This is a genomic window from Rhizobium sp. rho-13.1, assembly GCF_007000305.1.
In the GTDB taxonomy this organism is placed as follows: domain Bacteria; phylum Pseudomonadota; class Alphaproteobacteria; order Rhizobiales; family Rhizobiaceae; genus Rhizobium; species Rhizobium rhododendri.
On the sequence record NZ_SCFL01000005.1, the window covers coordinates 15,779 to 39,604 of the forward strand.

Here is a 23,826-nt window from a genome sequence, read left to right on the forward strand (position 1 = left end):
GGCGCGGGCCGCCTACTCGATCTCATATGAAAGATGTCCCATGACCTATGCCCAGATCACTCCGCCCTCAGCGGAGGCGTTGACGCTCGCCGGGGTGAAGGCCCATCTGCGGCTGGATACGTCCGACGAAGACGAGCTTGTTGCCGGCCTGATCGCGGTTGCCCGCGAGCATCTGGAGCGCAGCACAGGCCTTTGCCTGATGACCCAGCGCTGGCGTCTCTATCTTGATTCAATCTGTGAAGACGGCGTGATTCCGATTGCCAGGGGCCCGGTGCAAGCCATTGTTGCCATTACCGTTTATGACGAGCTCGGCCAGCCCTCGATAGTCCCGCTCGAAGGTTATGTGCTGGATGGCATCAGGCAACCGGCGCGGCTTATGCTCCGCCAGCGCCTGTCGTCCGGTCGCGCCGTCAACGGTATCGAAATCGATTTCGTCGCCGGTTTCGGCCCGACCGCCAACGATGTGCCGGACACGCTGAAGCGGGCAATGCTGACCCATGTGGCGCAGATGTTTTCGTGCCGCGGCGTCATCGGCATCGAGGACCAGCCGGCGCTGATCCCGCCCGGCTACGACCGGCTGGTTGCGCCCTTCCTGCTCCGGAGCCTTTGACCATGCGCTCGACCTTCTTCGACCCCGGCCGCATGACCGCCCGGCTCAATCTGGAGGCGCCGCTCGAAACGCCAGACGGCCAGGGTGGCGTTACCCGGACCTTCGTCGAGACGGCATCGTGCTGGGCGCTGATCGAGCCGGTCAGCGGGTCGGTGGAAGAGGAAGCGTCGAGCGAGATATTCAGGCGCACGCACCTGATCTGGCTGCGCTGGCGCAGCGATGTCGTGCCCGGCATGCGGCTTCGCAAGGGCAACCGGCTGTTCTCTATCGGCGGCACGCAGGACCCCGACGATAGCCGCCGGTATCTGATCTGTCATTGCCAGGAGAAGTCGGTATGACCGCCCTTTCGACATATACCCTGCCAGACCTCGCGGCAGTGCTGGCAAAGCTCTTGGCTTCCGGCAACGCGCCTTTTCGGCACCCGGCAGGCAAGGAGACCCGACGATGAGATCCGCTGCCAACGAGTTGTTGCAGGCCATCCACACCGCGCTTGCCGGCAGCATATCCCTGACAGAGACGATCGGTAGCGACGGTATTCGCGATCGGCTTGTCACCGGCCGGCAATTGCCGTGCATCGTCGTTTCCGAACTCGCCAGCAACGATTATTCGACATCCACCGAGCCCGGAGAGGAGCATTTTCTGACGCTGCAGGTCTGGTCCGATGCTGCCGGCCAGCGACAGGCCCAGCAGATCGCCGCCATCGTCGGCAGTCTCCTGCAGGACGCGTCCCTGCCACTTGCCACATACGCGCTGGTCAATTTCCGCCATCTCGCAACGAAGGCAAGGCGCGAGCCGAAGACGCGGCTGTTTTGCGCCGAGATGCGGTTTCGGGCGGTGACCGAGTAGAGATGGCAGCGACCGGCTATGACTCTCACGCTTGCGCCAGCACGGCACCCACCGCCGTTGCCCGCCGCACCAATAGTCCGAGCGCCAGGATCAGCATGAGTGCGCCCGACGAGAGAACGACACAGACGCCCAGCGCAGTCGGCGCTCCGGCGTAATCGAGGACGGCGGTGAAGACTACAGGGGCAGTGGCATTGGCGAGGTTCTGCGGCAGCGATAATCGTGCGGAATGCAGGCCGTACTCGCTTGGCGAAAACAGCGCCAGCGGCAGCAGCGCCCGCGCGACCGCCATGACGCCGGAGCCGAACCCGAACAGCAGCGTGAAAATGACAAGCTGCGCCGTGGACGCTCCGAAAAGCAGCAGGAGCAGGAAGCTCGTGACCATGAGGCCTATGCCGATGATGGCGCTCAGCACCGGGTTGCCGCGCCGGCCAAGCAGCATGTCCATCAGCCGCGCGGAAATACCGATGACACCGCGTGCCGAACCAAGTTGCAGCGCCAGTGCCGGCGACGCGCCGTATTGCCGGAAGATCTCGAGCAGCGACGGGGCCAGCCCGAAGGTCACGAAGGTGGATATCGTCGTCGCCGATGCTATCAGCAGGAAGGCCTTGCGCCGGCCCGCCGGTGACAGCGGTACAGGCGGCGTCAGGTGTCCGGGCTCGCCTCTTTCGACGACGACAGGCTTCGGCAGGGCAAATAGATAAAGCGGCAGGCAGAGACAAAGGTGCAGGGCGGCGCAGGCGACATAAGTTCCCCGCCATCCGAGATGGGCATTGAGCAGGGTCAGGATAGGCCAGAAAAGGGTGGCCGAGAGGCCGGTAAACAGCATCATGATGGTGATGATGCGCTTGCCGTTCATCCCCTCGCGCTCGATGACGGCGGCATAGGCCGGTGCATTCAGCCCGAGCGCACCGCCGAACCCGATGACAAGCCAGGCGATCCCGTAGACGACGATACCGTTTGCCGCCGAAAGCAGCAGCAGGCCGACTGCAAAGACGATCGATGAGGCTGCAAGCACACGCGCCGCGCCGTAGCGGCCAAGCCAGCGACCGGTGACCGGGCTGCAGAGGCCGCTGACTACCATCATCAGGGTCAGGCCGGAAAAGACCACCTCGTTGGGAAGGCTGAGATCGGGCGCTACGATGCGCCCCATCACGCCGAGCATGTCGAAGCTGGTGCCCCAGCTGATAAGCTGCGTGATGCTGAGGACGGCAACGATCTGGGCCGAGCGCGGTGAGAAGGCTTTGGGCATGAAAAGCGGTGCTTTGTGACCTGTTTGTGACCTTGCGTAGCAGCTTGGCCGAGGCGTTGAAAGTGACATCTCGATGACGTCCGGACGCTGCCTTTTGCCGATGTCCGGCGCGCAGAAAATTCCGGTTTTGCAAGCGCCGGTTACGGCGCATTTTCCTTGAAAGGATATCCCGATGGTCGCGCAGAAAGGCAAGGACCTGCTGTTGAAGATCGACAATGGCGGCGCTTACGAGACGGTGGCGGGCCTGCGCAGCAAAAAGCTGTCGTTCAACGCCGAGACGGTGGATATCACCGATGCCGAGAGCGCCGGGCGGTGGCGCGAGCTTCTTGGCGGCGCCGGCGTCCAGCGCGCCGGGCTTTCCGGTTCGGGCCTGTTCAAGGATCATGCGTCGGACGCCCTGATCCGAACCGCCTTTTTCAACGGATCGATCCTCTCCTGGCAGATTGTCATTCCCGATTTCGGCACCGTCAGCGGTGCGTTCCAGGTATCGGCGCTCGATTATGGCGGCGAGCACAATGGCGAGGTTACCTTCGATATCGCACTGGAATCGGCAGGCGTCATCACCTTCGGGGTGCTGTGATGCTGCGCCCGCGCACAGGTGCCCGCGCCAATCGTCGCCGCGGCGAGATCGAGGCGGAAATCGACGGCGAGCGCCGCATCCTCTGCCTGACGCTCGGCGCACTGGCCGAACTCGAGACCGCGTTTGCTGCCGACGATCTCGCCGGCCTGGCGGCAAGATTTTCGCAAGGCGGCCTTAAGGCGGCCGATCTCATCCGCATCCTCGGTGCCGGCCTGCGGGGAGGCGGTAACGTCTATTCCGACGACGACGTCGCGGCGGCCGGCATCGGCGGCGGCATCGCTGCCACGGCGGCTATCGTTGGCAATCTGCTGGCGGCAACGTTTCTCGGCGATCAGGAGCAGGCATCGCCGGGCCCTCGCTAGCCGCAGCAGGCGAGGCAGTTGACGGGGCCGACAGGGCAGGGCCAACAGCCTTTCCCTGGCATCGTGCCTTGCATGTCGGCCTCTGCCTGCTGCGGCTTCCCCCCGGCATATTCTGGGCGATGACGCCCATTGAATTCCACGCCATGGCCGGAGGCCTGTCGCCGCACAGTTCGTCGCTCGACCGCGCCGGACTGGCCGCAATGATGGTGCTCTTTCCGGACTGATCCCATCAAACGTTGCACCGAGCTGCAGGAACCCGATGACCGAAACAACCGATCTCTCAGACACCAACACCGAGGCGCAGGCCTTGAAGCATACCCTCGACGATCTCGACAGCCGCTCACGGTCGTTCGGTTCGGCGCTCGGCAGCGCACTGACGTCTGCGACCACAGGCGGCAAGGGGCTCGACAGCGTGTTGCAGGGCCTTGCCAGCCGGCTGACCAATATCGCCCTGTCGGCCGGGTTGAAGCCGCTCGAAACGGCACTCGGCGGCGCTGCGGACAGCCTGAGCAGCGGCATCGGCAAGCTGTTCGGCTTTGCCAAGGGTGGCGTACCCGGGAACGTAACGGCCTTTGCCGACGGCGGTGTAGTAGCCTCGCCAACCTATTTTCCGATGGGCAGCGATCTCGGGCTTATGGGCAAGGCGGGCTCCGAAGCGATCCTGCCGCTGAAGCGCGGCTCCGACGGCTCGCTCGGAGTGGCGAGTTCAGGCGGCGGCGGTTCGTCCGTTGTCGTCAACATCACCACGCCGGATGTCCAGGGCTTCCAGAAAAGCCAGGCGCAGATTTCCGCCATGCTGGCGCGCACGGCACTGCGCGGCCAGCGCAATCTTTGAGGCTACCGATGACCCTCGCATTCCACGATATCCGCTTTCCGCTGCGCCTGTCGCTGGCCACCAGCGGCGGGCCGGTGCGGCGCACCGATATTGTCAACCTGTCGAACGGCCGCGAAAGCCGCAACAGCCGCTGGCGCGATGCCCGCCGCAGCTACGACGCCGGCTCTGGCGTCCGCTCTGTCGCCGATCTCTATGAGGTACTGGCGTTCTTCGAGGCCCGCAGCGGCCAGCTTTCCGGCTTCAGGTTTCGCGATCCCATCGACTTCGCATCCGCACCGCCCGGCGCACCGGTGACGGCCCTCGACCAGCCGATCGGCACGGGTGACGGCACGACGACCAGTTTCCCGCTTACGAAGACCTATGCAGATATGGCCGGGCAGTCCGTGCGCGGGATCGCAAAGCCGGTGGCCGGCTCTGTGCTGGTGGCCGTCGGAGGCATCGCCGTTCCGGCAGGCGACGTCTCCTGCGATCCGGCGACAGGCCTTGTCGTCTTTGCAAGCCACGCCATTCCGGCGGCGGGTGTTTTAGTGACCGCCGGCTTTGCCTTCGATGTCCCCGTAAGGTTTGCCATCGACCGCATCGATATCAGCCTGTCCGCCTTTCAGGCGGGCCGCATCCCTTCCATTCCCCTGGTGGAGATCTTGCCATGAGAACGATCGATCCGGCGCTGGCTGCCCATCTCGCCGGCGACGCCACAACGTTGTGCCATTGCTGGCGTGTCATCCGCCGCGACGATATCGTTCTTGGCTTCACCGACCACGACCATGACCTTAATTTTCTTGATACACGTTTTCTCGCGGCAAGCGGCTTTGCAGCCAGCGACGGCGAGGAACAGGCCGGATTGCCAGCAACCACCAGCGATGTCACCGGAGGCTTCTCAAGCGATGCCATTTCCGAGGCGGACCTCGCCGCCGGCCGCTACGACGCGGCTCGTGTTGAGGTCTATCTCGTCAACTGGTCCGCGCCCGACCAGCATCTGCTCCTGAAGGTGCAGGAGATCGGCGCTGTCACCCGCCAGATCGGCCAGTTCCAGGCGGAGTTGCGCAGTCTCGCCGCCCGCCTCTCCGAACCGCAGGGACGCATCTACAACCGCCGCTGCGACGCCATCGTCGGCGACCCCAGGTGCGGCATCGATCTCGCCTTGCCGCAATACCGCGCTGAGGGACTTGTCGCGTCCGTGGAAGATGCAACCAGGATGACGCTAACCGGCATTGCCGGGTTCGCTGACGGCTATTTCGCGCGAGGCAGCATGGTTCTTCTCGATGGGCGAAACAGTGGCACGGCCGCCGATGTCGATAGCCATTCGACCAGCGGCGCGGTAACGCAACTGACCCTTTGGCTGCCCCTGTCAGACGCGCCCGAGATCGGCACCCGCGTTGCGCTGACGGCCGGCTGCGACAAGGCGTTCACCACCTGCCGCGCCAAGTTTGCCAATACTGCCAATTTTCGCGGCTGCCCGCACATGCCGGGCGCCGACTTTGCCTACACCTACGCGGACGGGACGAGCCTGCACGACGGGAGCCCGTTGTTTCCATGAGCGAAGATGTTGCACGACAGGTGCTGGAGATTGCCGAAAGCTGGATTGGCACGCCCTACAGGCACCAGGGCGCCAGTAAAGGCGTGGGGTGCGATTGCCTTGGTCTCGTCAGGGGTATCTGGCGCGGACTCTACGGTGAAGATCCGGAGTTGCCTCCTGCTTACGCGCAGGACTGGGCGGAGCGCAGCGGCGAAGACCGTCTGTTGAACGCAGCGCTTCGGCATTTCGGACCATCCGGGTGCCTCGAAAATGCAAAGCCGGGCGATCTCCTCCTGTTTCGCTGGCGAGCGGAGCATGCTGCCAAGCATGCCGGTATTCTCGATCATGCCGGACATTTCATCCACGCCTACGAACAGGCAGCCGTGATCCGCTCGCCATTCGTACCGTCCTGGCGCAGACGGGTGGCCGCCACGTTCCGCTTCCCGCCGCGTTAGACAAGGGCGGTCACTTGCAAAAGGGCGCAACCTTTAGTATTTTGAAGTGGTGAGCGAAGCGCTAACCTCGCTCACCGTTTGCCTACGCTATGATGTGGACCCGGACGGTTACAAACCAGCCCGTCCGGGTTTTTCTCACAGTAAGCGTGATGCTAAGTGGAAACCACCACATAACCTCACCTCCATGTTCGAGAGCAAGGCCTTTGCCAATGCCGGCGTAGCCAATGCTCGCCGACGCGCCGGCTGGTACGACGCTTTCTGCTTCTGCTCCCGATCTTTGACGACAATACAATTTAAAAGGGTATTTTCAAGCGCGGGATTTCCCGGCGCTGACCTCCCTTGTCCAACTCAGCGAGATGTTCATGGCAACCATCCTCTTTCAGGCGGCGGGTGCTGCTCTCGGTAGTGTTTTCGGACCGGTCGGCGCGATGATCGGCAGGGCCGCAGGTGCGTTGGCGGGCAGCGTCGTCGATAAGGCGCTGATCAACGGCAGCCGCACCGTTTCGGGTGCGAGAATGGCGACGGCGCGCATTCCGGGTGCCGACGAAGGGGCGGCAATCATCTGGCTCTACGGCACTGCACGACTGGGAGGCACCTTGATATGGGCGACCCGTTTCGAGGAGGAGGTCTCCACCGAGCGCTCCGGCGGCAAGTCGACCGGGTCGCGTGTCGAGACATTCCGCTATTTCGCCAACTTCGCCGTCGGCCTTTGCGAGGGACCCATCGCCTGCATCCGCCGCGTCTGGGCGGATGGCAAGGAGGTGGATCTGACCCAGATCGAGATGCGCGTCTACAGAGGCTCCGAAGACCAACTGGCGGATCCGCTGATCGAGGCCAAGCAGGGCGCAGGCCATGCACCGGCGTACCGGGGAATTGCCTACGTCGTCTTCGAACGACTGCCACTCGATACATTCGGTAATCGCATTCCGCTGTTCCAGTTCGAGGTGGTGCGGCCGATCGGGCGCCTGGAGCGGCAGATCCGCGCGGTAACGATCATTCCGGGCTCGACAGAGCACGGTTACAGCACGACCCGGGTAACCGAAAAAACCGGTGCCGGCAGCATGCGCGCCATCAACCGCAACGTGTTGACAGCGACGACCGATTGGCAGGCCTCGCTCGACGAACTGACGGCACTATGTCCCAATCTGAAAAGCGTCGCACTCGTCGTTGCCTGGTTCGGCACCGATCTGCGCGCCGGGCACTGCCGCATCGTTCCCGGCGTGGAGACGCTGGCCCGTGACAGCGAGAGCAGTCGGTGGTCCGTGTCGGGTATCAACCGCGCGGACGCCCATCTGATCAGCCTCAGCGAGGGTACGCCTGCTTATGGCGGCACCCCGGATGACGCCAGCGTATTGCAGGCAATCGCCGATCTCAGGCAGCGCGGGCTGGGCGTTTTCATCTACCCGTTCCTGATGATGGATATTCCGCTCGGCAACGGGCTCCCGGATCCGGAAGGGGCAGGGGAGCAGGCGGCCTATCCGTGGCGCGGCCGGATCACCGCCTTCCCGGCGATCGGCAGGCCCGGCACGGTGGACCGGACAGCTGTGGCGGGCGCACAGGTTGCGGCTTTTTGCGGCGCGGCCTCCTCAACCGATTTTTCCATGGACGGCGCGGCGGTCGCCTATCACGGCACTGACGAAGGTTATCGCCGCATGCTGCTGCACTACGCCCATCTGGCTGTTGCAGGGGGTGGCGTCGACGGGTTCATCATCGGTTCGGAACTTCGTGGGTTGACGCAACTGCGCGATGCCGGCGGCAGCTTTCCCTTCGTACAGGCTCTGGCGACGATGGCGACAGACATCCGTGCCATCGTCGGCCCCGCGACAAGGCTCACCTATGGCGCCGACTGGAGCGAATATTTCGGCTACCATCCAGACGACGGCTCCGGCGACGTCTATTTCCATCTCGACCCGCTGTGGGCCTCGCCGGATATCGACGCCGTCGGCATCGACAATTACATGCCGTTGTCCGACTGGCGCGACGATGACCTCGCAAAGGCCAATCCCGACGGCTTCCGCATCCAGGACGATCTTGCGGGCATGACGGCGGCAATCGACAGCGGTGAAGGCTTCGACTGGTACTACTCAAGCGCCGCTGACAGGATTGCGCGGGACCGGTCGGCGATTTCGGACGGCCTTGCGGCAAAGCCCTGGGTGTTTCGCTACAAGGATATCGGTAGCTGGTGGAGCAGCCTTCATTATGAGCGCGTCGGGGGTGTCGAGCGCACCACGCCGACAGCCTGGGTACCCCATGCAAAGCCGATTTGGCTGACGGAACTTGGATGCCCGGCAATGGACAAGGGCGCCAACCAGCCGAACGTCTTTCTCGACCCGAAATCGGTGGAATCTGCCGCGCCCTATTTCTCCAACTGCATGCGTGCCGACAGCGTTCAGCGCCGCTTTCTCGAGGCCCACCACGATCACTGGGCCGGCTCCGGCGTCGTCGATCCCAATCGTATTTTCGTCTGGACCTGGGATGCGCGGCCTTATCCTGCTTTCCCTGTCGATACCGGCCTTTGGAGCGATGGGAGTAACTGGCGGACGGGGCACTGGCTGAACGGACGGCTCGGCGCCGGCACCCTAGCCGACGTTATCGCTGCCATCCTGACGGATCAGAATTTCACCGATTTCGATGTTTCCGAGGTGAGCGGAGACCTCTCCGGCTATGCCCAGGGAGATGTCACCTCCGCTCGCGACATGCTGACGCCGCTCCTTGAGATCTTCCAGATCGACGTGATCGAGGACGGTCCTGTGCTACGGTTTCGCTCGAGGGCTGCGGCCAGCCTGGCTCCCATTCTTATTTCCGCCGTCGTCGATGTCGAAAGCCAGCCGCTCTGGCAGGAAACGCGCGGCCACGACAGCGATTTCGCCGCCGAGGCCATCGTCACTTTCTACGACCCCCTGGCCGACTACGAGCAGGCCAGCGTCCGCTCGAGGCGGGCACCCTCTGCATCGAATCGCGTGCTCCGCAACGATCTCGGCGCCGTCGTGCCGGAGGAAGCGGCGCTGCAGGCAGCCGAAAATCTGTTGCGCGACAACAGGGCCTCGCGCCGCTCGGTCACCCTGTCGCTTTCGCCGACAGCCAGTCACCTCCAGCCGGGCGATGTGATTTCCATGGCAGATGGCCCCGAAGGCCGCTTCCTGGTGACCCGCATTGAGGACGGTGCCGCGCGAAGTATCGAAGCGCGCGAGTTCGCATCGCTTGGCGGCGGCGCGATCGCAGCCTCGACGCCGGTAAAGGCGAGTGGCGGCGGGGCGGCCTCTGATGTCTTTGCCCCTGTCGTCGAACTGATGGACCTGCCGCAGTTCGAAAGCGGCTCGCCAAGCGATTTTGCATGCGGTGCCGTCTACGCCCGACCGTGGCGCACGACCGTCCTGTCCTCGTCACCATCCACCGAGGCGTTTGCCCGGCGCGTGATGCTCGACCGTCCGGCAAAGATAGGCTCGGTCGTGGCGCCACTATTTCCCGGCGTCAGCGGTCGGTTCGACTGGTCGCAGTCGCTTACCGTCGATCTTGCCTATGGCGGGCTGGAGTCGGCACTGAAGATCTCGGTGCTCAACGGCGCCAATCGCTTTGCGGTGCAGAGCGTCCCGGGAATGTGGGAAATCGGCGCGTTCATCGAGGCGGAGGAAATTGCGGCTAAACGCTGGCGGCTGTCAGGCCTGCTGCGCGGGCTGGCGGGAACGGAGGATGCTACGGCGGCAGGCATTGCCACACATGCTCCGTTCGTCATACTCGACGCGGCCGTCAAACCGCTCGGCCTTGCCAGCGGCGAGATGGGCCTGCACCTCAACTGGATCGCCGAGGCGCCAGGATCGAACGACCGGGCAGGACCCATCGTCTTTGCAGGCGGTATCCGCGCCGAGACGCCGCTGTCGCCGGTCCACATCGCCGGGAGCCGGAATGCGGAAGGGGCGGCTGTCTTCACCTGGATACGCCGGGGGCGGATCGATGCGGACAACTGGATACCGTCCGACATTGCCCTCGACGAGCCGACCGAGCGCTACCGTGTCGATCTCATGCAGGGCGGGGTGCTGAAACGGCGGGTCGAGGTCGTTACGGCCGGATGGACCTATTCGGCGGGCGACGAGATCGCCGATTTCGGCGCGACCCAGCCCCATCTTGAGATTGTCATTTCGCAGATGGGCCAGCGGGTGCCGATCGGCATTCCGGCCGCTGCCGTCGTGGCAGTCTAGTTTTCAACCAGAGGAGTAGAGCATGGAAGACGGGAAACACTGGTACTATTCGAAGACGATCTGGGGCGCGTTGCTGGCGATCGGGTCGTCCGTCCTGCAGATGAAGGGGCTTCAACTTGGCGAGGCGGACCAGGCGACGATCGTCAACTCCGCCGTTTCGATCGCCGGCGCAGTGGGCGGATTGCTGGCAGTCTACGGCCGCATCGCTGCCAGCACCGCGATCAAAGCCAGCTAGCCAACGCTGCTTTCGGGGAATGCCGTTCCCCATACAGGATGGGCACAGGATATCTATGCCCATTCATTTGCCATTCAGACGGCTTTGAGTAACTATTCGCTCACGTTATTGTCCCCCACGGAAGTTAATGAGCATGGCATCATCCTTGAGCGTAGCAGCGGTACTCGCCATCATGGCGGGATCGGCTGTGTTGCCGGTGACGACGCCGACGCTTGTCGCGCGAGCGAAGTCGGATTGCAGCGATGCGGCGTCGCAGGTGGTCGAGAAGACCGGCGGGCAGCTTCTGTCCGTCCAGCCGTCCGGCGACAGCTGCGTCATAACAGTTCTCGTTCAGGGCAATGGGGAGCGCCCGCGTAAGGTGACTGTAAAGGTTCCGATGTAGGAGGAGCCTCGTCAGGTATCGCGAATCGTTAGGAATTGGGCGGAAACATGCGCATTCTCGTAGTTGAAGACGACGTCACACTGAACCGGCAGCTTGCCGACGCGCTGAAAGAGGCCGGCTACGTCGTCGATGTCGCTTTCGATGGTGAAGAGGGACACTATCTCGGCGATACCGAGCCATACGACGCCATCATCCTCGACATCGGCCTGCCGGAAATGGACGGCATCACCATGCTGGAAAAATGGCGTGCGTCCGGCAAGGGAATGCCGGTGCTGTTGCTGACGGCCCGCGACCGCTGGAGCGACAAGGTCGCCGGCATCGACGCCGGTGCCGACGACTACGTGGCCAAACCATTCCATGTGGAAGAAGTGCTCGCCCGCATCCGTGCGCTCATCCGGCGGGCTGCCGGCCATTCCTCCTCCGAAATCACCTGCGGCCCGGTGCGGCTCGACACCAAAAGCTCAAAGGCGAGCGTCGATGGCAAGCCGTTGAAACTCACCTCGCACGAGTATCGCCTGCTCGCCTATCTCATGCATCACAAGGGCGAGGTGGTCTCGCGCACCGAGCTCGTCGAGCACATGTACGATCAGGATTTCGACCGCGATTCCAATACCATAGAAGTATTTGTGGGCCGCTTGCGCAAGAAAATGGGAGTTGATCTCATCGAAACGGTCCGGGGGTTGGGCTATCGTATTCAAGCGCCGACCAATGATAATTAAGTCTCTCACCGCCCGCGTCCTGCTGCTGACCACGATCTGGTCTGCCATGGCGCTGGTGGCCATCGGCTTCGTCATCTCGACCCTATACCGAAATAGCGCGGAGCGCGGTTTCCAAGACCTCTTGCGGGCGCAGCTTAATAACGTCATCAATTCCGTCACTATCGGCGAACAGGGCACGCTGACAGGCAACCCACAACTCGGCGACCTGCGCTATGCCCAGCCGAAGACAGGCTGGTACTGGATCGTTGAGCCGCTAGGCACCTTCACGTCAGCGCCGTTGGTGTCCCCCTCGCTGGGTTCGGTCAACCTGCCGGTCCTGTCAGTGATGGAAGCGCCTTTCAACAAGTCCTACGAACGGTACTACATCGTCACCGACAGCGTCGGCAACCGGGTCCAGGTGGCAGAGACGGAGATCGTGTTCGTCGAAGGGGATGGCCGTGCGGCACGGTTCCGGGTGACCGGCAATATCGGCGTCATCGAAGCCGATGTCGAAACCTTTTCCCACAGCCTCTATCTAGCGTTGGGCGTCTTCGGGATCGGCAGCCTGATTGTCAACGCGCTTGCCATTCTTTACGGCCTCAGGCCGCTCGACGAGGCGCGTGGTGCTCTCGAGCGCATCAGGGCGGGTGAAAGCGAGCGGCTGCAGGGCGATTTCCCACGCGAAATCCTGCCGCTTGCCAACGAAGTCAATGCGCTGATCGACAGCAATCGCCGCATCGTCGAGCGGGCCCGCATGCAGGTCGGCAATCTCGCCCACTCGCTGAAGACGCCGATCGCCGTGCTGCTGAACGAGTCGCGCGTGCTGGATCAGTCGCATGGCGATCTCGTCAAAGGTCAGGCCGAGGCCATGCAGGGCCAGGTGCAGTCCTACCTCAACCGCGCCCGCATCGCAGCCCAGCGGGAATCGGTACTTGCCCGGACCGACGTAGAGCCGGCGCTTGAGCGCCTGGTTCGGGTGATGCGGCGGCTGAATACCGAGATCGAGTTCCAGCTCACTGTCTCCCCCGGTCTGGCGCTGGCGATGGAGCAGCAGGATCTGGAGGAAACGGTGGGCAATCTGCTCGAGAACGCCGCCCGCTTTGCGAAGACAAAGGTGATTGTCACAGCCAGCGAGGCCGCCCCGGACGTGAAGGGTCTCGATCCCGCCCGGCGCCACTGGGTCGCGCTTACCGTCGAGGACGATGGTCCGGGACTGGAGCCCGATCAGATCCGCGAGGCGATGAAACGCGGCCGCCGTCTCGACGAGACGAAGCCCGGCACAGGCCTTGGCCTGTCGATCGTCAGCGAGATCACCGCGGAGTATCAGGGAGTGCTGACCCTCTCGCGCGGCAGCGCGGGTGGTTTGCAGGCAGCCTTAATTCTGCCGGGCATCGTAAAGGATGTTGCGTGAGAGACGGCATGATGACAGAAAGATCATACGCGCCATGGGGATGCCCTGTGGAGACCACGGAACGATATTTTATTTTTTTGGCAGTTAATTCTGGTTCGGTTGCATGAAGCTTGGCATTTCCTCTTTGACCGCTGCCGCCCTCCTGGCCGCCCTGTCCCTATCCGGCTGCAGCACTACAGCTGGAAAAGGCGCTCTGGCGCGCCTGTCGCCGATCAAGAGCAACTCCTCGGCGACCTTCATTACTGCGCTCGACGGTGGCATAATCGGCAATACCGGGCTGACGATGAGCGACAGCGACAAGCAGCGCGCGCTGGAAGCGGAATATCGCGCCCTGGAGGCAGCCCCGGGCGGCCAGCCGGTGGTCTGGAGCGGCCGTACGATGAGCGGCCAGGTGGTCGCCGCTGCGCCCTACCAGGTGGGATCGCAGAATTGCCGCCAGTACACCCATACTGTCACTGTCGACGGCAAGCAGACCGTCGCACGCGGCTCCGCCTGCCGCAACGACAACGGCACCTGGACACCGCTGGAATAGGTTTTCGGTCTAGTCGGGAAATGAGAGCGTCAAGCTCTCTGTGTCCAGCACAGCGTCGCGGCCGATCGGAACGACGAGCGGCGACATGCCGTGCCCGAGCGGCAGTCCGCCGAGAACCGGAACGCCGAGCGTTTCGAGATGCTCCCTTAGAATATCGATGGCTGACATTACACGCGGCGTCTCGAACCCGGTGAACTGGCCAAGCGCTATTCCGGCCACGCCCTGAAGGTGTCCCGCCTTGCGGAGCATTGTGAGTTGGCGATCCAACTGCCCACGCATCATGTTGACTGCCTCTAGCAACTGGATGGCGCCAGCCAGCGGTGGCAGTGCCCAGCCCGCAGTCGTTGCCACCATATCGAGATTGCCGCCGATAAGCGGACCCCTTACATGGCCGGATGTGGTGAGCGCCGCAGTCAACTCGTCCGGTCGCGAGAAGATGGAGGCATGACCCGGCAGCATCAGCGCCTCGTGCATGGCCTCGCAATTTTCTGCATCGAAGGCTCCGTCGGCATTTGGCATGACGGCACCGTGAAGCCCGACCAGGCCGCAGTGGCGATAAAGGCTGAGATGCAGCGCGGTGATGTCGCTGAAGCCGACCATGAATTTCGGATCCCTGCGGACGGCGTCGAAGTCGAGACGGTCGGCGATGCGGTAGGAGCCCTTGCCACCCCGCGTCGCGAAAATGGCGCGAATCCCAGGATCCTGGAATGCTGCGTTGACGTCGGCCAGCCGGTCGTCGTCTTCGCCGGCAAGATATCCTTTTTTATCGAAGATGTGGTCGCCGAACTCGACCTGCAGCCCCCAGCCTTCGAGGATCGCGGTCTGGGCAAGCACACTTTCTCGCTCGGGAGGGCTGGCTGGCGAAACGAGCCGGACCCTGTCGCCAACCGTCAGCGTCGGTGGGATGACGGCCATCGGTATCTCCCGTCGCGTCGAATGATGCACAAGACTTAGCGGCGATGATACGGCCCGGCAAGCGGCTGCAAAATCCCGGCATGATTGCGCCTCACTGCGCCTCTAGGATGCTTGCGACCAATCGCCTCAAATCTCTGCGATTATCGCTTTGGTGATTGGAATGTCTTGGCCGTTCAAGTATTGGAAATCCATGTTGTTCTGGATCATCGTCGCCGTACTGACGGCCAGTGTCGGGGCTGTTTTACTCAGGCCGTTGTTGCGCGGCGCGCAGGCGGTAGCGCTTGGCCGCGAGGGCGAAGCTGCCGTATACCGGGACCAGCTTGCAGAACTCGACCGCGATCTCGCAGGAGGGGCGATTACCGCCGAACAGGCAGGTTACGCCCGGGCGGAAATCGGCCGCCGCCTGCTCGCAGTCTCGGCTGCTCCCGAGAAGACGCGGCCGGCACAGACCGGACGCAAGACCTACCGGCTGGCGCAGGCTTTCATCATCGTTCTTCTGCCTGCCCTCGGGCTCTGTCTTTACTTGCGGACCGGCGATCCCGGTCTCCCGTCGCAGCCGCTCCAGGCGAGGCTCGACAATCCCGGCAACGACATGGCCATTCTGGTGGCCAAGGCCGAGCGCCATCTGGCAGAACACCCGGATGACGGAAAAGGCTGGGATGTTCTGGCGCCGATCTATTTCAGGACGATGCGCCTGCTCGATGCCGAGGTTGCCTATCGCAACGCGATCAGGCTGCTGGGGCCGACACCCGATCGGCTTGGCAACCTTGCCGACACACTGATGGCTGCCTCCGACGGCATGGTCACTGCACAAGCCCGCGAAGTGCTGCAGCAATCGATACAGCTTCAGCCCGACAACCCGCGCGCCCAGTTTTACCTGGCGCTGGCTTTCGAGCAGGAAGGCAAGGCGGAAGAGGCGAGAAATGCCTTCACCGCCCTCGCCAGCCAATCTCCGGCGGATGCCCCTTGGCTGCCTGTTGTCAACGAGCATATCGCCAAGAACGGCGGCACGCCTTCAACCCCGAAGACTGCGGACGCGAAGAGTGCCGACCCGAAGGCGCCCGGCGGCCCCGATGCCGCGCAGGTTGCTGCTGCCCAGACCATGGACGCCGGCGACCGCCAGCAGATGATCAGGGGCATGGTCGACACGCTCGATGCCAAGCTCCGGCAGGACCCGTACAATTTCGAAGGATGGATGCGGCTGATACGATCCTATGCCGTGCTGAACGACAGGGAGCGGGCGGCCGATGCGCTGAAACGCGGACTGGTGGCTTTCCCGGCCAGCGGCGAGAAGGGCCAGCAACTCGCCGCCCTTGCAACCCAGCTGGGTCTTCCTCTTGAAGGTGCCACGCCATGACCCGCAAGCAGAAACGCCTGGCCGTCATCGGTGGCGGCATGAGCTTCATCATCGCGGCCGTGCTGCTGGTGATGTTCGCCTTCAGCCAGTCAGTCGCCTATTTCTACATGCCCGGCGACCTCGCCAAGAAGCCGGTCGGGCCCGGCACGTTGATCCGGCTCGGCGGCCTGGTCGGCGAGGGGTCGGTGGTGCGCGGCGAGGGGACGACGGTGCAGTTTGCCGTCACCGACGGCAGCGACGCCATCAAGGTCCGGTATACCGGCATCCTGCCCGATCTGTTCCGAGAGGGGCAGGGCGTCGTCACGGAGGGGCGTTTCGAGCCGGGCGACGATGTTTTCGTTGCCGACACGGTGCTCGCCAAGCATGATGAGCGCTACATGCCCAAGCAGGTTGCCGACCGCCTGAAGAAGGACGGCGTCTGGAAAGGCGAGGAAGCCAGCAAATGATCATCGAGCTCGGCCATTACGCACTGGTTCTGGCCTTGGCCACCGCCATCATTGTCGCGACACTGCCGATGGTCGGTGCGCGCAGGCTCGATCAGGCAATGATGGACGTGGCGCGGCCGGGCTCGATCCTGCTGTTTGCGCTGGTCGCGTTTTCGTTCAGCGTGCTGACCTATGCCCATGTCGTCTCCGACTTCTCGGTCGCCAATGTCTGGGAAAATTCCCACTCGCTGGTGCCGATGGTCTTCAAGGTGTCCGGCGTCTGGGGCAATCACGAGGGATCGATGATGCTCTGGCTGCTGATCCTCGCCCTGTTCAGCGCCCTCGTCGCCCTGTTCGGCCGCCATCTGCCGGACACGCTGCGAGCCAACGTATTGTCCGTTCAGGCGTGGATTTCGGTAGCATTCCTGTTCTTCATCCTTTTGACCTCCAATCCCTTTATCCGCCTCGACCCGGCGCCGGCCGAGGGCAAGGATCTCAACCCGGTGCTGCAGGACATCGGCCTCGCCATCCATCCGCCGCTGCTTTATCTCGGCTATGTCGGCTTCTCCGTCTGTTTTTCCTTTGCCGTCGCCGCGCTGATCGAGGGCCGCATCGACGCGGCCTGGGCGCGCTGGGTGCGGCCGTGGACGCTGGCGGCATGGATCTGCCTGACGGCAGGCATCGCCATGGGGTCCTACTGGGCCTATTACGAGCTCGGCTGGGGCGGCTGGTGGTTCTGGGATCCGGTCGAGAACGCCTCGTTCATGCCGTGGCTTGCCGGAACCGCGCTGCTGCATTCGGCGCTGGTCATGGAAAAGCGCGATGCGCTGAAGATCTGGACGGTGCTGCTGGCGATCCTGACCTTCTCCCTGTCGCTGCTCGGCACGTTCCTCGTGCGCTCCGGGGTTCTCACCTCCGTGCACGCCTTTGCCAGCGACCCGACGCGCGGCGTGTTCATTCTCTGCATCCTGCTGATCTTCATCGGCGGTGCGCTGTCGCTGTTCGCCTTCCGCGCCCCGCGCCTCACGTCCGGTGGGCTGTTCGCGCCGATCTCGCGTGAAGGGGCGCTAGTGCTGAACAATCTCATTCTCACAGTCTCCTGCGGAACGGTGCTCACCGGCACGCTCTATCCGCTGGCGCTGGAAACGCTGACCGACGACAAGATCTCTGTCGGCCCTCCCTTCTTCAACCTGACCTTCGGCCTATTGATGATCCCGCTGCTGCTGGCGGTTCCCTTCGGACCGCTGCTCGCCTGGAAGCGCGGCGACCTGCTGGGCGCCTTCCAGCGGCTCTATACGGCGGCGGGCCTTGCCTTCGTCGCGGCGCTGGTGCTCTTTTATGTGCAGCATGGCGGGCCGGTGATGGCCGTTCTCGGCCTTGCCGCCGGCCTGTTCCTGATTTTCGGCGCGGCCACGGACCTCTGGTTCCGGGCCGGCATCGGCAAGGTTGCCGCCGACGTGGCGTGGCGGCGTTTTGCCGGCCTGCCGCGATCCGCCTTCGGCTCGGCGCTCGCCCATGCCGGACTTGGCGTCACCGTTCTCGGCATCGTCGCCGTCAGCACCTTCCAGACTGAAAACATCCTCGACATGAAGCCCGGCTCAACCACGGAACTCGGCGGCTACAGCCTGCATTTCGACGGCATGAAGCCCGGCATCGGTCCCAACTTTACCGAGGATCGCGGCACCTTCACCGTCAGTCGCGGCGGCGTCGCGGTCGCCACCGTCTCGTCGGCCAAACGCATCTTCACCGCCCGCAAGAGCGCCACCACCGAAGCCGGGATCCTGACCTTCGGCCTCAGCCAACTCTACGTCTCGCTCGGCGATGCCGGCGCCAATGGCAGCATTGTCGTGCGCATCTGGTGGAAACCGTTGATCGTCTGCATCTGGGGCGGCGCCATCATCATGGCACTCGGTGGCATGGTCTCGCTTAGCGACCGCCGCCTGCGCATCGGCGCCCCCAGCCGCCGTGCCAAGCCTGTGCGCGTGGCGATGGAGCCGGCGGAATGAGAGCGTGGGGGTTATACCCCCCTCTGTCGGCTGCGCCGACATCTCCCCCACAGGGGGGGAGATCATTCTTTTCCCTATTTGGCTCTAACGTCTCGGCTAATCTCCCCCCTTGTGGGGGAGATGTCCCGAAGGGACAGAGGGGGGCTCTCGCCGCAATCGCGATACTCCTGGTCCTCATGCTGTTCCCCGTGGCGGCCCTTGCCGTCAATCCGGACGAGGTATTGCCCGATCCAGGTCTCGAGGCGCGGGCGCGGGCGATCTCGACCGAACTGCGCTGCATGGTCTGCCAGAACCAGTCGATCGACGATTCCAACGCGGATCTTGCCCGCGACCTTCGCCTGCTGGTGCGCAAGCGGCTGATGGATGGCGACAGCGACCGGCAAGTGCTGGATTACATCGTTTCCCGCTACGGCGAGTTCGTGCTGCTGAAGCCTCGGCTTAGTGAAAAGACCTATGTGCTCTGGGGCGCCCCTATTGTCCTCTTGGCCGTCGGCGGCCTCGCCATGGCACTTTTCGTCCGTCGCCGTGGCGGTAAGCCGACTGGCACAGGTCTTACTCCCGACGAGGAAGCGCGTCTCGAGGAATTGCTCGGCAAGTAACGTTTCGGTTTCTTCACCTTGGCGGAAACATTCTGCAACATTACCAACATTTCATGGGCCGGACAGTTCACCGTAACGTGCAAGATCCTATATCCTTTCCATCAACTGATCGCCGCTGACCCCACGGCGCCAGTCCAGACGAAAGAGAAGGTAACGCACATGTTCGAGACCATCAAAGGCCGCCTGACGCGCAGCACTGCCTTGAAGGCTTCCGCTGTCGCCGGCATTGCTGTTGCTGCCCTGGCGACAGGCGTCCCAGCCATGATTTCCAATTCCTATGCAGACGCCGTGGTCGTCCAGGCGCCGCAGGTTCCAAGCTTCGCCAATGTCGTCGATGCCGTGTCTCCCGCCGTCGTGTCGGTGCGTGTCGAGTCCCGCGTCAACCCCGCGGCTGCCGATGAGGACGACAGCTTCGGGCTCGGTCGCGGTTTTGACGACCTGCCGGACGATCATCCGCTAAAGAAGTTCTTCAAGCAGTTCGGCCAGCAGCCGAACGGCAAGGGCATGCAGGGCGAGCAGCAGAAGCCGAATGCCGACAAGGGTCGCCTCCGTCCGGTTGCCCAGGGCTCGGGCTTCTTCATCTCCGATGACGGCTACCTCGTCACCAACAACCATGTCGTCTCCGACGGTGCCGCCTTCGTCGTCGTGCTCAGCGATGGCACAGAACTCGATGCCAAGCTGATCGGCAAGGATCCGCGTACCGATCTTGCCGTGCTCAAGGTCGACGACAAGCGCAAGTTCACCTACGTCAAATGGGCCGACGACGAGAAGGTCCGCGTTGGCGACTGGGTCGTCGCTGTCGGCAATCCCTTCGGTCTGGGCGGCACGGTCACCGCCGGTATCATTTCCGCCCGTGGCCGCGACATCGGCTCCGGCCCTTACGACGATTATCTCCAGGTCGATGCGGCCGTGAACAAGGGCAACTCCGGTGGCCCCACCTTCAACCTCAGCGGCGAAGTCGTCGGCATCAACACGGCCATCTTCTCGCCATCGGGCGGCAGCGTCGGCATCGCCTTCGCGATCCCTTCGACGACCGCCAAGGACGTCGTCGCCGACCTCATCAAGACAGGCTCCGTCTCGCGCGGCTGGCTTGGCGTGCAGATCCAGCCCGTCAGCAAGGACATTGCCGAATCGCTCGGACTTTCCGAGGCAGCCGGGGCGCTTGTCGTTTCGCCGCAGGAAGGTTCGCCGGGCCAGAAGGCCGGTATCAAGAACGGCGACGTAGTGACCGCAGTCAACGGCGAACCTATCAAGGACCCACGCGATCTCGCACGCCGCATCGGTGCCATGGCGCCGGGCAAGAAGGTCGAGGTCGCCATATGGCGCAACGGCAAGTCGCAGTCTGTCACCGTCGACCTCGGAACCTTGCCTGCCGAGCAGAAGGCATCGGCCGACGGCAACAATGCGCCGCAGGCAGAACCGCAGCAGCCAGCCTCGGAAAAGGCGCTTACCGATCTCGGCCTCACCGTCGGTCCGTCCGACGATGGCAAGGGTGTCGCGATCACCGGCGTCAATCCGGACTCCGACGCTGCCGACAAGGGCGTGAAGGAAGGCGAGAAGATCACCTCGGTCAATAACCAGGAGGTCGCCAACGCCCAGGATATCGCCAAGGTCATTACCCAGGCGAAGAAGGACGGCCGCACCCGCGCGCTCTTCCAGATCCAGTCGGACAACGGCAGCCGCTTCGTGGCTCTGCCGCTCAGCCAGGGCTGATCGCGGAGAAAGTAACGTGGAGGAAGCCGTGCAAGCCCCCGCCTGCACGGCTTCCTTGTTTTCAAAGCAACCATGGGTGAAATCATGACCACCGGTAGCCAGCCAAAATCAAACGCCGCCGATTCCGGTTGTGCAGCAGTACCGCCGGCGGGTAATGTCACGCACATGAAGATTTTGATCATCGAAGACGATCTCGAGGCCGCCGCTTACCTGACAAAGGCGTTCCGCGAGGCCGGTATACTTGCCGATCACGCCAGCGATGGCGAGAGCGGCCTCTTCATGGGCTCGGAAAACACCTACGACGTCATGGTCATCGACCGTATGCTGCCGCGACGCGACGGGCTTTCGGTCATCGCCGAACTGCGCCGCAAGGCGATCCATACGCCTGTGCTGATCCTTTCGGCGCTCGGCCAGGTCGACGACCGCGTCACAGGCCTTCGCGCCGGCGGCGACGACTACCTGCCGAAACCCTATGCTTTCAGCGAATTGCTCGCCCGCGTCGAAGTTCTGGGCCGCCGCAAGGGCACGCCGGATCAGGATGTGCTGTACCGCGTCGGCGATCTCGAACTCGATCGCCTGTCCCACGAGGTCCGCCGGGCCGGCAAGGAGATCGTCCTGCAGCCGCGCGAGTTCCGCCTGCTGGAATACCTGATGAAGAACGCCGGCCAGGTGGTGACCCGCACCATGCTGCTGGAAAATGTCTGGGATTACCACTTCGATCCCCAGACCAACGTCATCGATGTCCACGTCTCGCGCCTGCGTGCCAAGATCGAGCGGGATTTCAACATGCCGCTGCTGAAGACCATTCGCGGGGCAGGGTACATGATCAAGGACGAGGGATGAGTCGCTTCCGCGTCCTCTTCAAGTCCACCGCCGTCCGCCTGTCCGCCCTCTACATCCTGCTTTTCGCGCTCTGCGCTGCGACGCTGGTGTTCTACGTGACATCCATGTCCGAGCGGCTGATGACGGGCCAGATCCGCGATGCCGTCAGCCAGGAAGTCAATCAGGTCAAGCACGCCTATGAGGGCGGCGGCCTTAACCTTCTGCTGCGTACGATGGAGCGCCGCGCTCGCCAACCGGGAGCCAATCTTTACGTTATTGCGAGCCCTACGGGCGTCATTCTTGCCGGCAACGTCGCGTCCGTACAGCCCGGCACCTTCGACGACCAGGGCTGGACCGAAGTCCCCTTCACCTACGAGCGATATGCCGATACCGGCGCCGAGCGTCGCCACCTCGCCATCGCCAACATCTTCACGCTCGACAACGGCCTGCGCATCCTGATCGGCCGCGACCTCGGCGAGCCCGAGCGGTTTCGTCTGCTCGTACGCCAGGCGCTGATGCTGGCGCTGGCGATCATGGGTGTCGGGGCACTGGTGATCTGGTTCGGCATCGGCCGCAATGCGCTCCGCCGCATCGACCGGATGACCGATGCGAGCCGCAAGATCATGGCCGGCGACCTGTCGCAGCGTCTTCCGGTCGGCGGTTCCGGCGATGAGTTCGACCGCATGTCGGATTCGCTGAACACCATGCTGGAGCGCATCGAGAAGCTCAACGAAGGCCTGCGCCAGGTTTCCGATAACATCGCCCACGACCTGAAGACGCCGTTGACTCGTCTGCGCAACAAGGCGGTCGACGCGCTCGACATCGACAACGAGGATCGCCGGCGCGGCGCACTCGAAGGCATCATCGCCGAATCAGACCAACTGATCCGCACCTTCAACGCTCTTTTGATGATCTCCCGTGTTGAGGCCGGCGCGGTTGCAGCCGAAATGACCACGGTCGATCTCTCCGCCATTGTCGCCGACACCGCCGAACTCTACGAGCCGGTCGCCGAAGATGCCGGGCTTGTCCTCACGGCCGAGATAGAGCCCGGCGTTGAAATCCAGGGCAATCGCGAACTGATCGGCCAGGCGTTGTTCAACCTCATCGACAACGCTCTGAAATACGCGCCTGGCGGCAATGGTCAGCCGGAGGTCATTCTCAAGCTCAGCCGTGGTGCCGATGGCGTAACGCTCTGTGTCGCTGACCGTGGTGCAGGCGTGCCGGTAGAAAGGCGCGAAGACGTGGTGAAACGCTTCTTCCGTCTCGACGAAAGCCGCTCGAAGCCGGGCACCGGCCTCGGCCTGTCGCTGGTCGAAGCTGTCATGGAACTGCACGGCGGCAAGCTGCAGCTTTCCGATACCGACCCCGACAGCAGCGAGGCCCGCGGCCTGACCGCGACGATGGTGTTTGCGAACGCCGGCAAGGCGTAGGGCGGCCTTCACAAATCGGACATCGACCCATATTACCGCTGTGAACAACTTCAATGAGGACCTCACGCCATGGCTTCAGTCATTTCCGTCGCCCGTGATCAGGTGCACCAGTTCTCCAAGGCTGTGGTCGATCGCATCGAGATCGTCGAGAATTTGGGCGTTGAGGGCGATGCCCATGCGGGCGTCACGGTGCAGCATCGCTCGCGGGTGGCTGTCGATCCGAACCAGCCCAATCTCCGTCAGGTCCACCTGATCGAGCGTGAACTGCTCGATGAACTCGCAGGCGAGGGGTTCGAGCTGCAGCCGGGCGATCTGGGCGAAAACATCCTGACCGAGGGAATTTCGCTTCTGGAACTGCCGACCGATACGATCCTGAAGATCGGACCCGACGTGAGGCTGAAGGTGACCGGCCTGCGCAATCCCTGCGCCCAGATCGAAAACTTCCGGACCGGGCTTTTGAAGAAGGTCGTCTATACCGGAAAAGACGGCAACATCGTCCGCAAGGCCGGGGTCATGACCATCGTGCTTTCTGGCGGCAGAGTGCAGCCCGGCGACCAGATCGCGGCCGACCTGCCTCCGTTGCCGCACCGCCCTCTGGAACGTGTGTAAGAGAAAATCATTGCCATGCCCTTGTCGCGAACCATCGCGATCA

At 63.3% G+C, this 23,826-nt stretch carries 26 protein-coding genes; 24 read left to right on the forward strand and 2 right to left on the reverse strand.

Annotated features, from left to right (window positions below; translation table 11 throughout):
• Window positions 1-40 precede the first annotated feature (40 nt).
• From EQW76_RS14945 to EQW76_RS14955, 3 genes are all read left to right on the forward strand, one after another.
• Window positions 41-610: a head-tail connector protein gene (locus EQW76_RS14945; RefSeq protein ID WP_142829882.1), complete on the forward strand. Its 570-nt coding sequence runs from the start codon at window positions 41-43 to the stop codon at window positions 608-610.
• 2 nt (window positions 611-612) lie between these two features.
• Window positions 613-948 carry a phage head closure protein gene (locus EQW76_RS14950; protein WP_142829880.1) on the forward strand — a complete coding sequence of 112 codons (336 nt, stop codon included), beginning with the start codon at window positions 613-615 and terminating at the stop codon, window positions 946-948.
• A gap of 106 nt (window positions 949-1,054) precedes the next feature.
• A complete protein-coding gene (locus EQW76_RS14955; protein WP_142829878.1) occupies window positions 1,055-1,456 on the forward strand; it encodes a DUF3168 domain-containing protein in 402 nt (133 codons plus the stop codon).
• A gap of 25 nt (window positions 1,457-1,481) precedes the next feature.
• Here EQW76_RS14955 and EQW76_RS14960 read toward each other — a convergent pair whose 3' ends face one another.
• Window positions 1,482-2,705, reverse strand: a complete 1,224-nt coding sequence (locus EQW76_RS14960) for an MFS transporter (RefSeq protein ID WP_202617156.1) — start codon at window positions 2,703-2,705, stop codon at window positions 1,482-1,484.
• A 172-nt stretch (window positions 2,706-2,877) separates the two neighbouring features.
• Here EQW76_RS14960 and EQW76_RS14965 point away from each other — a divergent pair, with 172 nt between their 5' ends.
• From EQW76_RS14965 to EQW76_RS15025, 13 genes are all read left to right on the forward strand, one after another.
• Window positions 2,878-3,285, forward strand: coding sequence for a phage major tail protein, TP901-1 family (locus EQW76_RS14965; protein ID WP_111220336.1), 408 nt, complete (start codon window positions 2,878-2,880; stop codon window positions 3,283-3,285).
• A complete protein-coding gene (locus EQW76_RS14970) occupies window positions 3,285-3,647 on the forward strand; it encodes a gene transfer agent family protein (protein ID WP_142829875.1) in 363 nt (120 codons plus the stop codon). Before EQW76_RS14965 ends, EQW76_RS14970 begins: the two co-directional genes overlap by 1 nt.
• Window positions 3,629-3,871, forward strand: coding sequence for a rcc01693 family protein (locus EQW76_RS30160; RefSeq protein ID WP_142829873.1), 243 nt, complete (start codon window positions 3,629-3,631; stop codon window positions 3,869-3,871). Before EQW76_RS14970 ends, EQW76_RS30160 begins: the two co-directional genes overlap by 19 nt.
• A 35-nt stretch (window positions 3,872-3,906) precedes the next feature.
• Entirely contained in the window at window positions 3,907-4,482 is a 576-nt protein-coding gene (locus EQW76_RS14980; protein WP_142829871.1) for a phage tail tape measure protein, read from the forward strand.
• Between the two features lie 8 nt (window positions 4,483-4,490).
• Window positions 4,491-5,132, forward strand: coding sequence for a DUF2460 domain-containing protein (locus EQW76_RS14985; RefSeq protein ID WP_143122960.1), 642 nt, complete (start codon window positions 4,491-4,493; stop codon window positions 5,130-5,132).
• Entirely contained in the window at window positions 5,129-6,019 is an 891-nt protein-coding gene (locus tag EQW76_RS14990) for a DUF2163 domain-containing protein (protein ID WP_142829868.1), read from the forward strand. Before EQW76_RS14985 ends, EQW76_RS14990 begins: the two co-directional genes overlap by 4 nt.
• Entirely contained in the window at window positions 6,016-6,453 is a 438-nt protein-coding gene (locus EQW76_RS14995) for an NlpC/P60 family protein (protein ID WP_142829866.1), read from the forward strand. The genes EQW76_RS14990 and EQW76_RS14995 overlap by 4 nt, the downstream gene beginning before the upstream one ends.
• A 362-nt stretch (window positions 6,454-6,815) precedes the next feature.
• The gene (locus EQW76_RS15000) at window positions 6,816-10,649 is read left to right on the forward strand and encodes a glycoside hydrolase/phage tail family protein (RefSeq protein WP_143122961.1); all 3,834 of its coding nucleotides are present in this window, start codon (window positions 6,816-6,818) and stop codon (window positions 10,647-10,649) included.
• A gap of 22 nt (window positions 10,650-10,671) precedes the next feature.
• Window positions 10,672-10,884, forward strand: coding sequence for a hypothetical protein (locus EQW76_RS15005; RefSeq protein ID WP_142829862.1), 213 nt, complete (start codon window positions 10,672-10,674; stop codon window positions 10,882-10,884).
• 133 nt (window positions 10,885-11,017) lie between these two features.
• The gene (locus tag EQW76_RS15010; protein ID WP_142829860.1) at window positions 11,018-11,266 is read left to right on the forward strand and encodes a hypothetical protein; all 249 of its coding nucleotides are present in this window, start codon (window positions 11,018-11,020) and stop codon (window positions 11,264-11,266) included.
• Between the two features lie 47 nt (window positions 11,267-11,313).
• The gene (locus EQW76_RS15015) at window positions 11,314-11,985 is read left to right on the forward strand and encodes a response regulator transcription factor (RefSeq protein WP_111220345.1); all 672 of its coding nucleotides are present in this window, start codon (window positions 11,314-11,316) and stop codon (window positions 11,983-11,985) included.
• Window positions 11,975-13,375, forward strand: a complete 1,401-nt coding sequence (locus tag EQW76_RS15020) for a HAMP domain-containing sensor histidine kinase (protein ID WP_142829858.1) — start codon at window positions 11,975-11,977, stop codon at window positions 13,373-13,375. Before EQW76_RS15015 ends, EQW76_RS15020 begins: the two co-directional genes overlap by 11 nt.
• Before the next feature lie 103 nt (window positions 13,376-13,478).
• The gene (locus EQW76_RS15025) at window positions 13,479-13,907 is read left to right on the forward strand and encodes a hypothetical protein (protein ID WP_142829856.1); all 429 of its coding nucleotides are present in this window, start codon (window positions 13,479-13,481) and stop codon (window positions 13,905-13,907) included.
• Between the two features lie 9 nt (window positions 13,908-13,916).
• Here EQW76_RS15025 and EQW76_RS15030 read toward each other — a convergent pair whose 3' ends face one another.
• On the reverse strand, window positions 13,917-14,822 hold the full coding sequence (locus EQW76_RS15030; RefSeq protein WP_142829854.1) for an LD-carboxypeptidase: 906 nt from the start codon (window positions 14,820-14,822) through the stop codon (window positions 13,917-13,919).
• A 190-nt stretch (window positions 14,823-15,012) separates the two neighbouring features.
• On the opposite strand from EQW76_RS15030, the gene ccmI reads away from it, so the two are divergent.
• The 8 genes from ccmI (at window position 15,013) to EQW76_RS15070 (ending at window position 23,783) form a co-directional block, all read left to right on the forward strand.
• On the forward strand, window positions 15,013-16,179 hold the full coding sequence (gene ccmI / locus EQW76_RS15035) for a c-type cytochrome biogenesis protein CcmI (RefSeq protein WP_142829852.1): 1,167 nt from the start codon (window positions 15,013-15,015) through the stop codon (window positions 16,177-16,179).
• Complete coding sequence (gene ccmE / locus EQW76_RS15040) at window positions 16,176-16,625, forward strand: cytochrome c maturation protein CcmE (protein ID WP_111220349.1); 450 nt, start codon at window positions 16,176-16,178, stop codon at window positions 16,623-16,625. The genes ccmI and ccmE overlap by 4 nt, the downstream gene beginning before the upstream one ends.
• Window positions 16,622-18,610 carry a heme lyase CcmF/NrfE family subunit gene (locus EQW76_RS15045; RefSeq protein WP_142829850.1) on the forward strand — a complete coding sequence of 663 codons (1,989 nt, stop codon included), beginning with the start codon at window positions 16,622-16,624 and terminating at the stop codon, window positions 18,608-18,610. Before ccmE ends, EQW76_RS15045 begins: the two co-directional genes overlap by 4 nt.
• 176 nt (window positions 18,611-18,786) lie before the next feature.
• The gene (locus EQW76_RS15050) at window positions 18,787-19,209 is read left to right on the forward strand and encodes a cytochrome c-type biogenesis protein (protein ID WP_142829848.1); all 423 of its coding nucleotides are present in this window, start codon (window positions 18,787-18,789) and stop codon (window positions 19,207-19,209) included.
• Between the two features lie 159 nt (window positions 19,210-19,368).
• A complete protein-coding gene (locus EQW76_RS15055) occupies window positions 19,369-20,922 on the forward strand; it encodes a Do family serine endopeptidase (protein WP_142829846.1) in 1,554 nt (517 codons plus the stop codon).
• A 165-nt stretch (window positions 20,923-21,087) separates the two neighbouring features.
• The gene (locus tag EQW76_RS15060) at window positions 21,088-21,765 is read left to right on the forward strand and encodes a response regulator transcription factor (protein ID WP_111220777.1); all 678 of its coding nucleotides are present in this window, start codon (window positions 21,088-21,090) and stop codon (window positions 21,763-21,765) included.
• Window positions 21,762-23,174: a HAMP domain-containing sensor histidine kinase gene (locus EQW76_RS15065; protein ID WP_142829845.1), complete on the forward strand. Its 1,413-nt coding sequence runs from the start codon at window positions 21,762-21,764 to the stop codon at window positions 23,172-23,174. Before EQW76_RS15060 ends, EQW76_RS15065 begins: the two co-directional genes overlap by 4 nt.
• 69 nt (window positions 23,175-23,243) lie before the next feature.
• A complete protein-coding gene (locus EQW76_RS15070; RefSeq protein ID WP_142829843.1) occupies window positions 23,244-23,783 on the forward strand; it encodes an MOSC domain-containing protein in 540 nt (179 codons plus the stop codon).
• The last annotated feature ends 43 nt before the right edge of the window (window positions 23,784-23,826 follow it).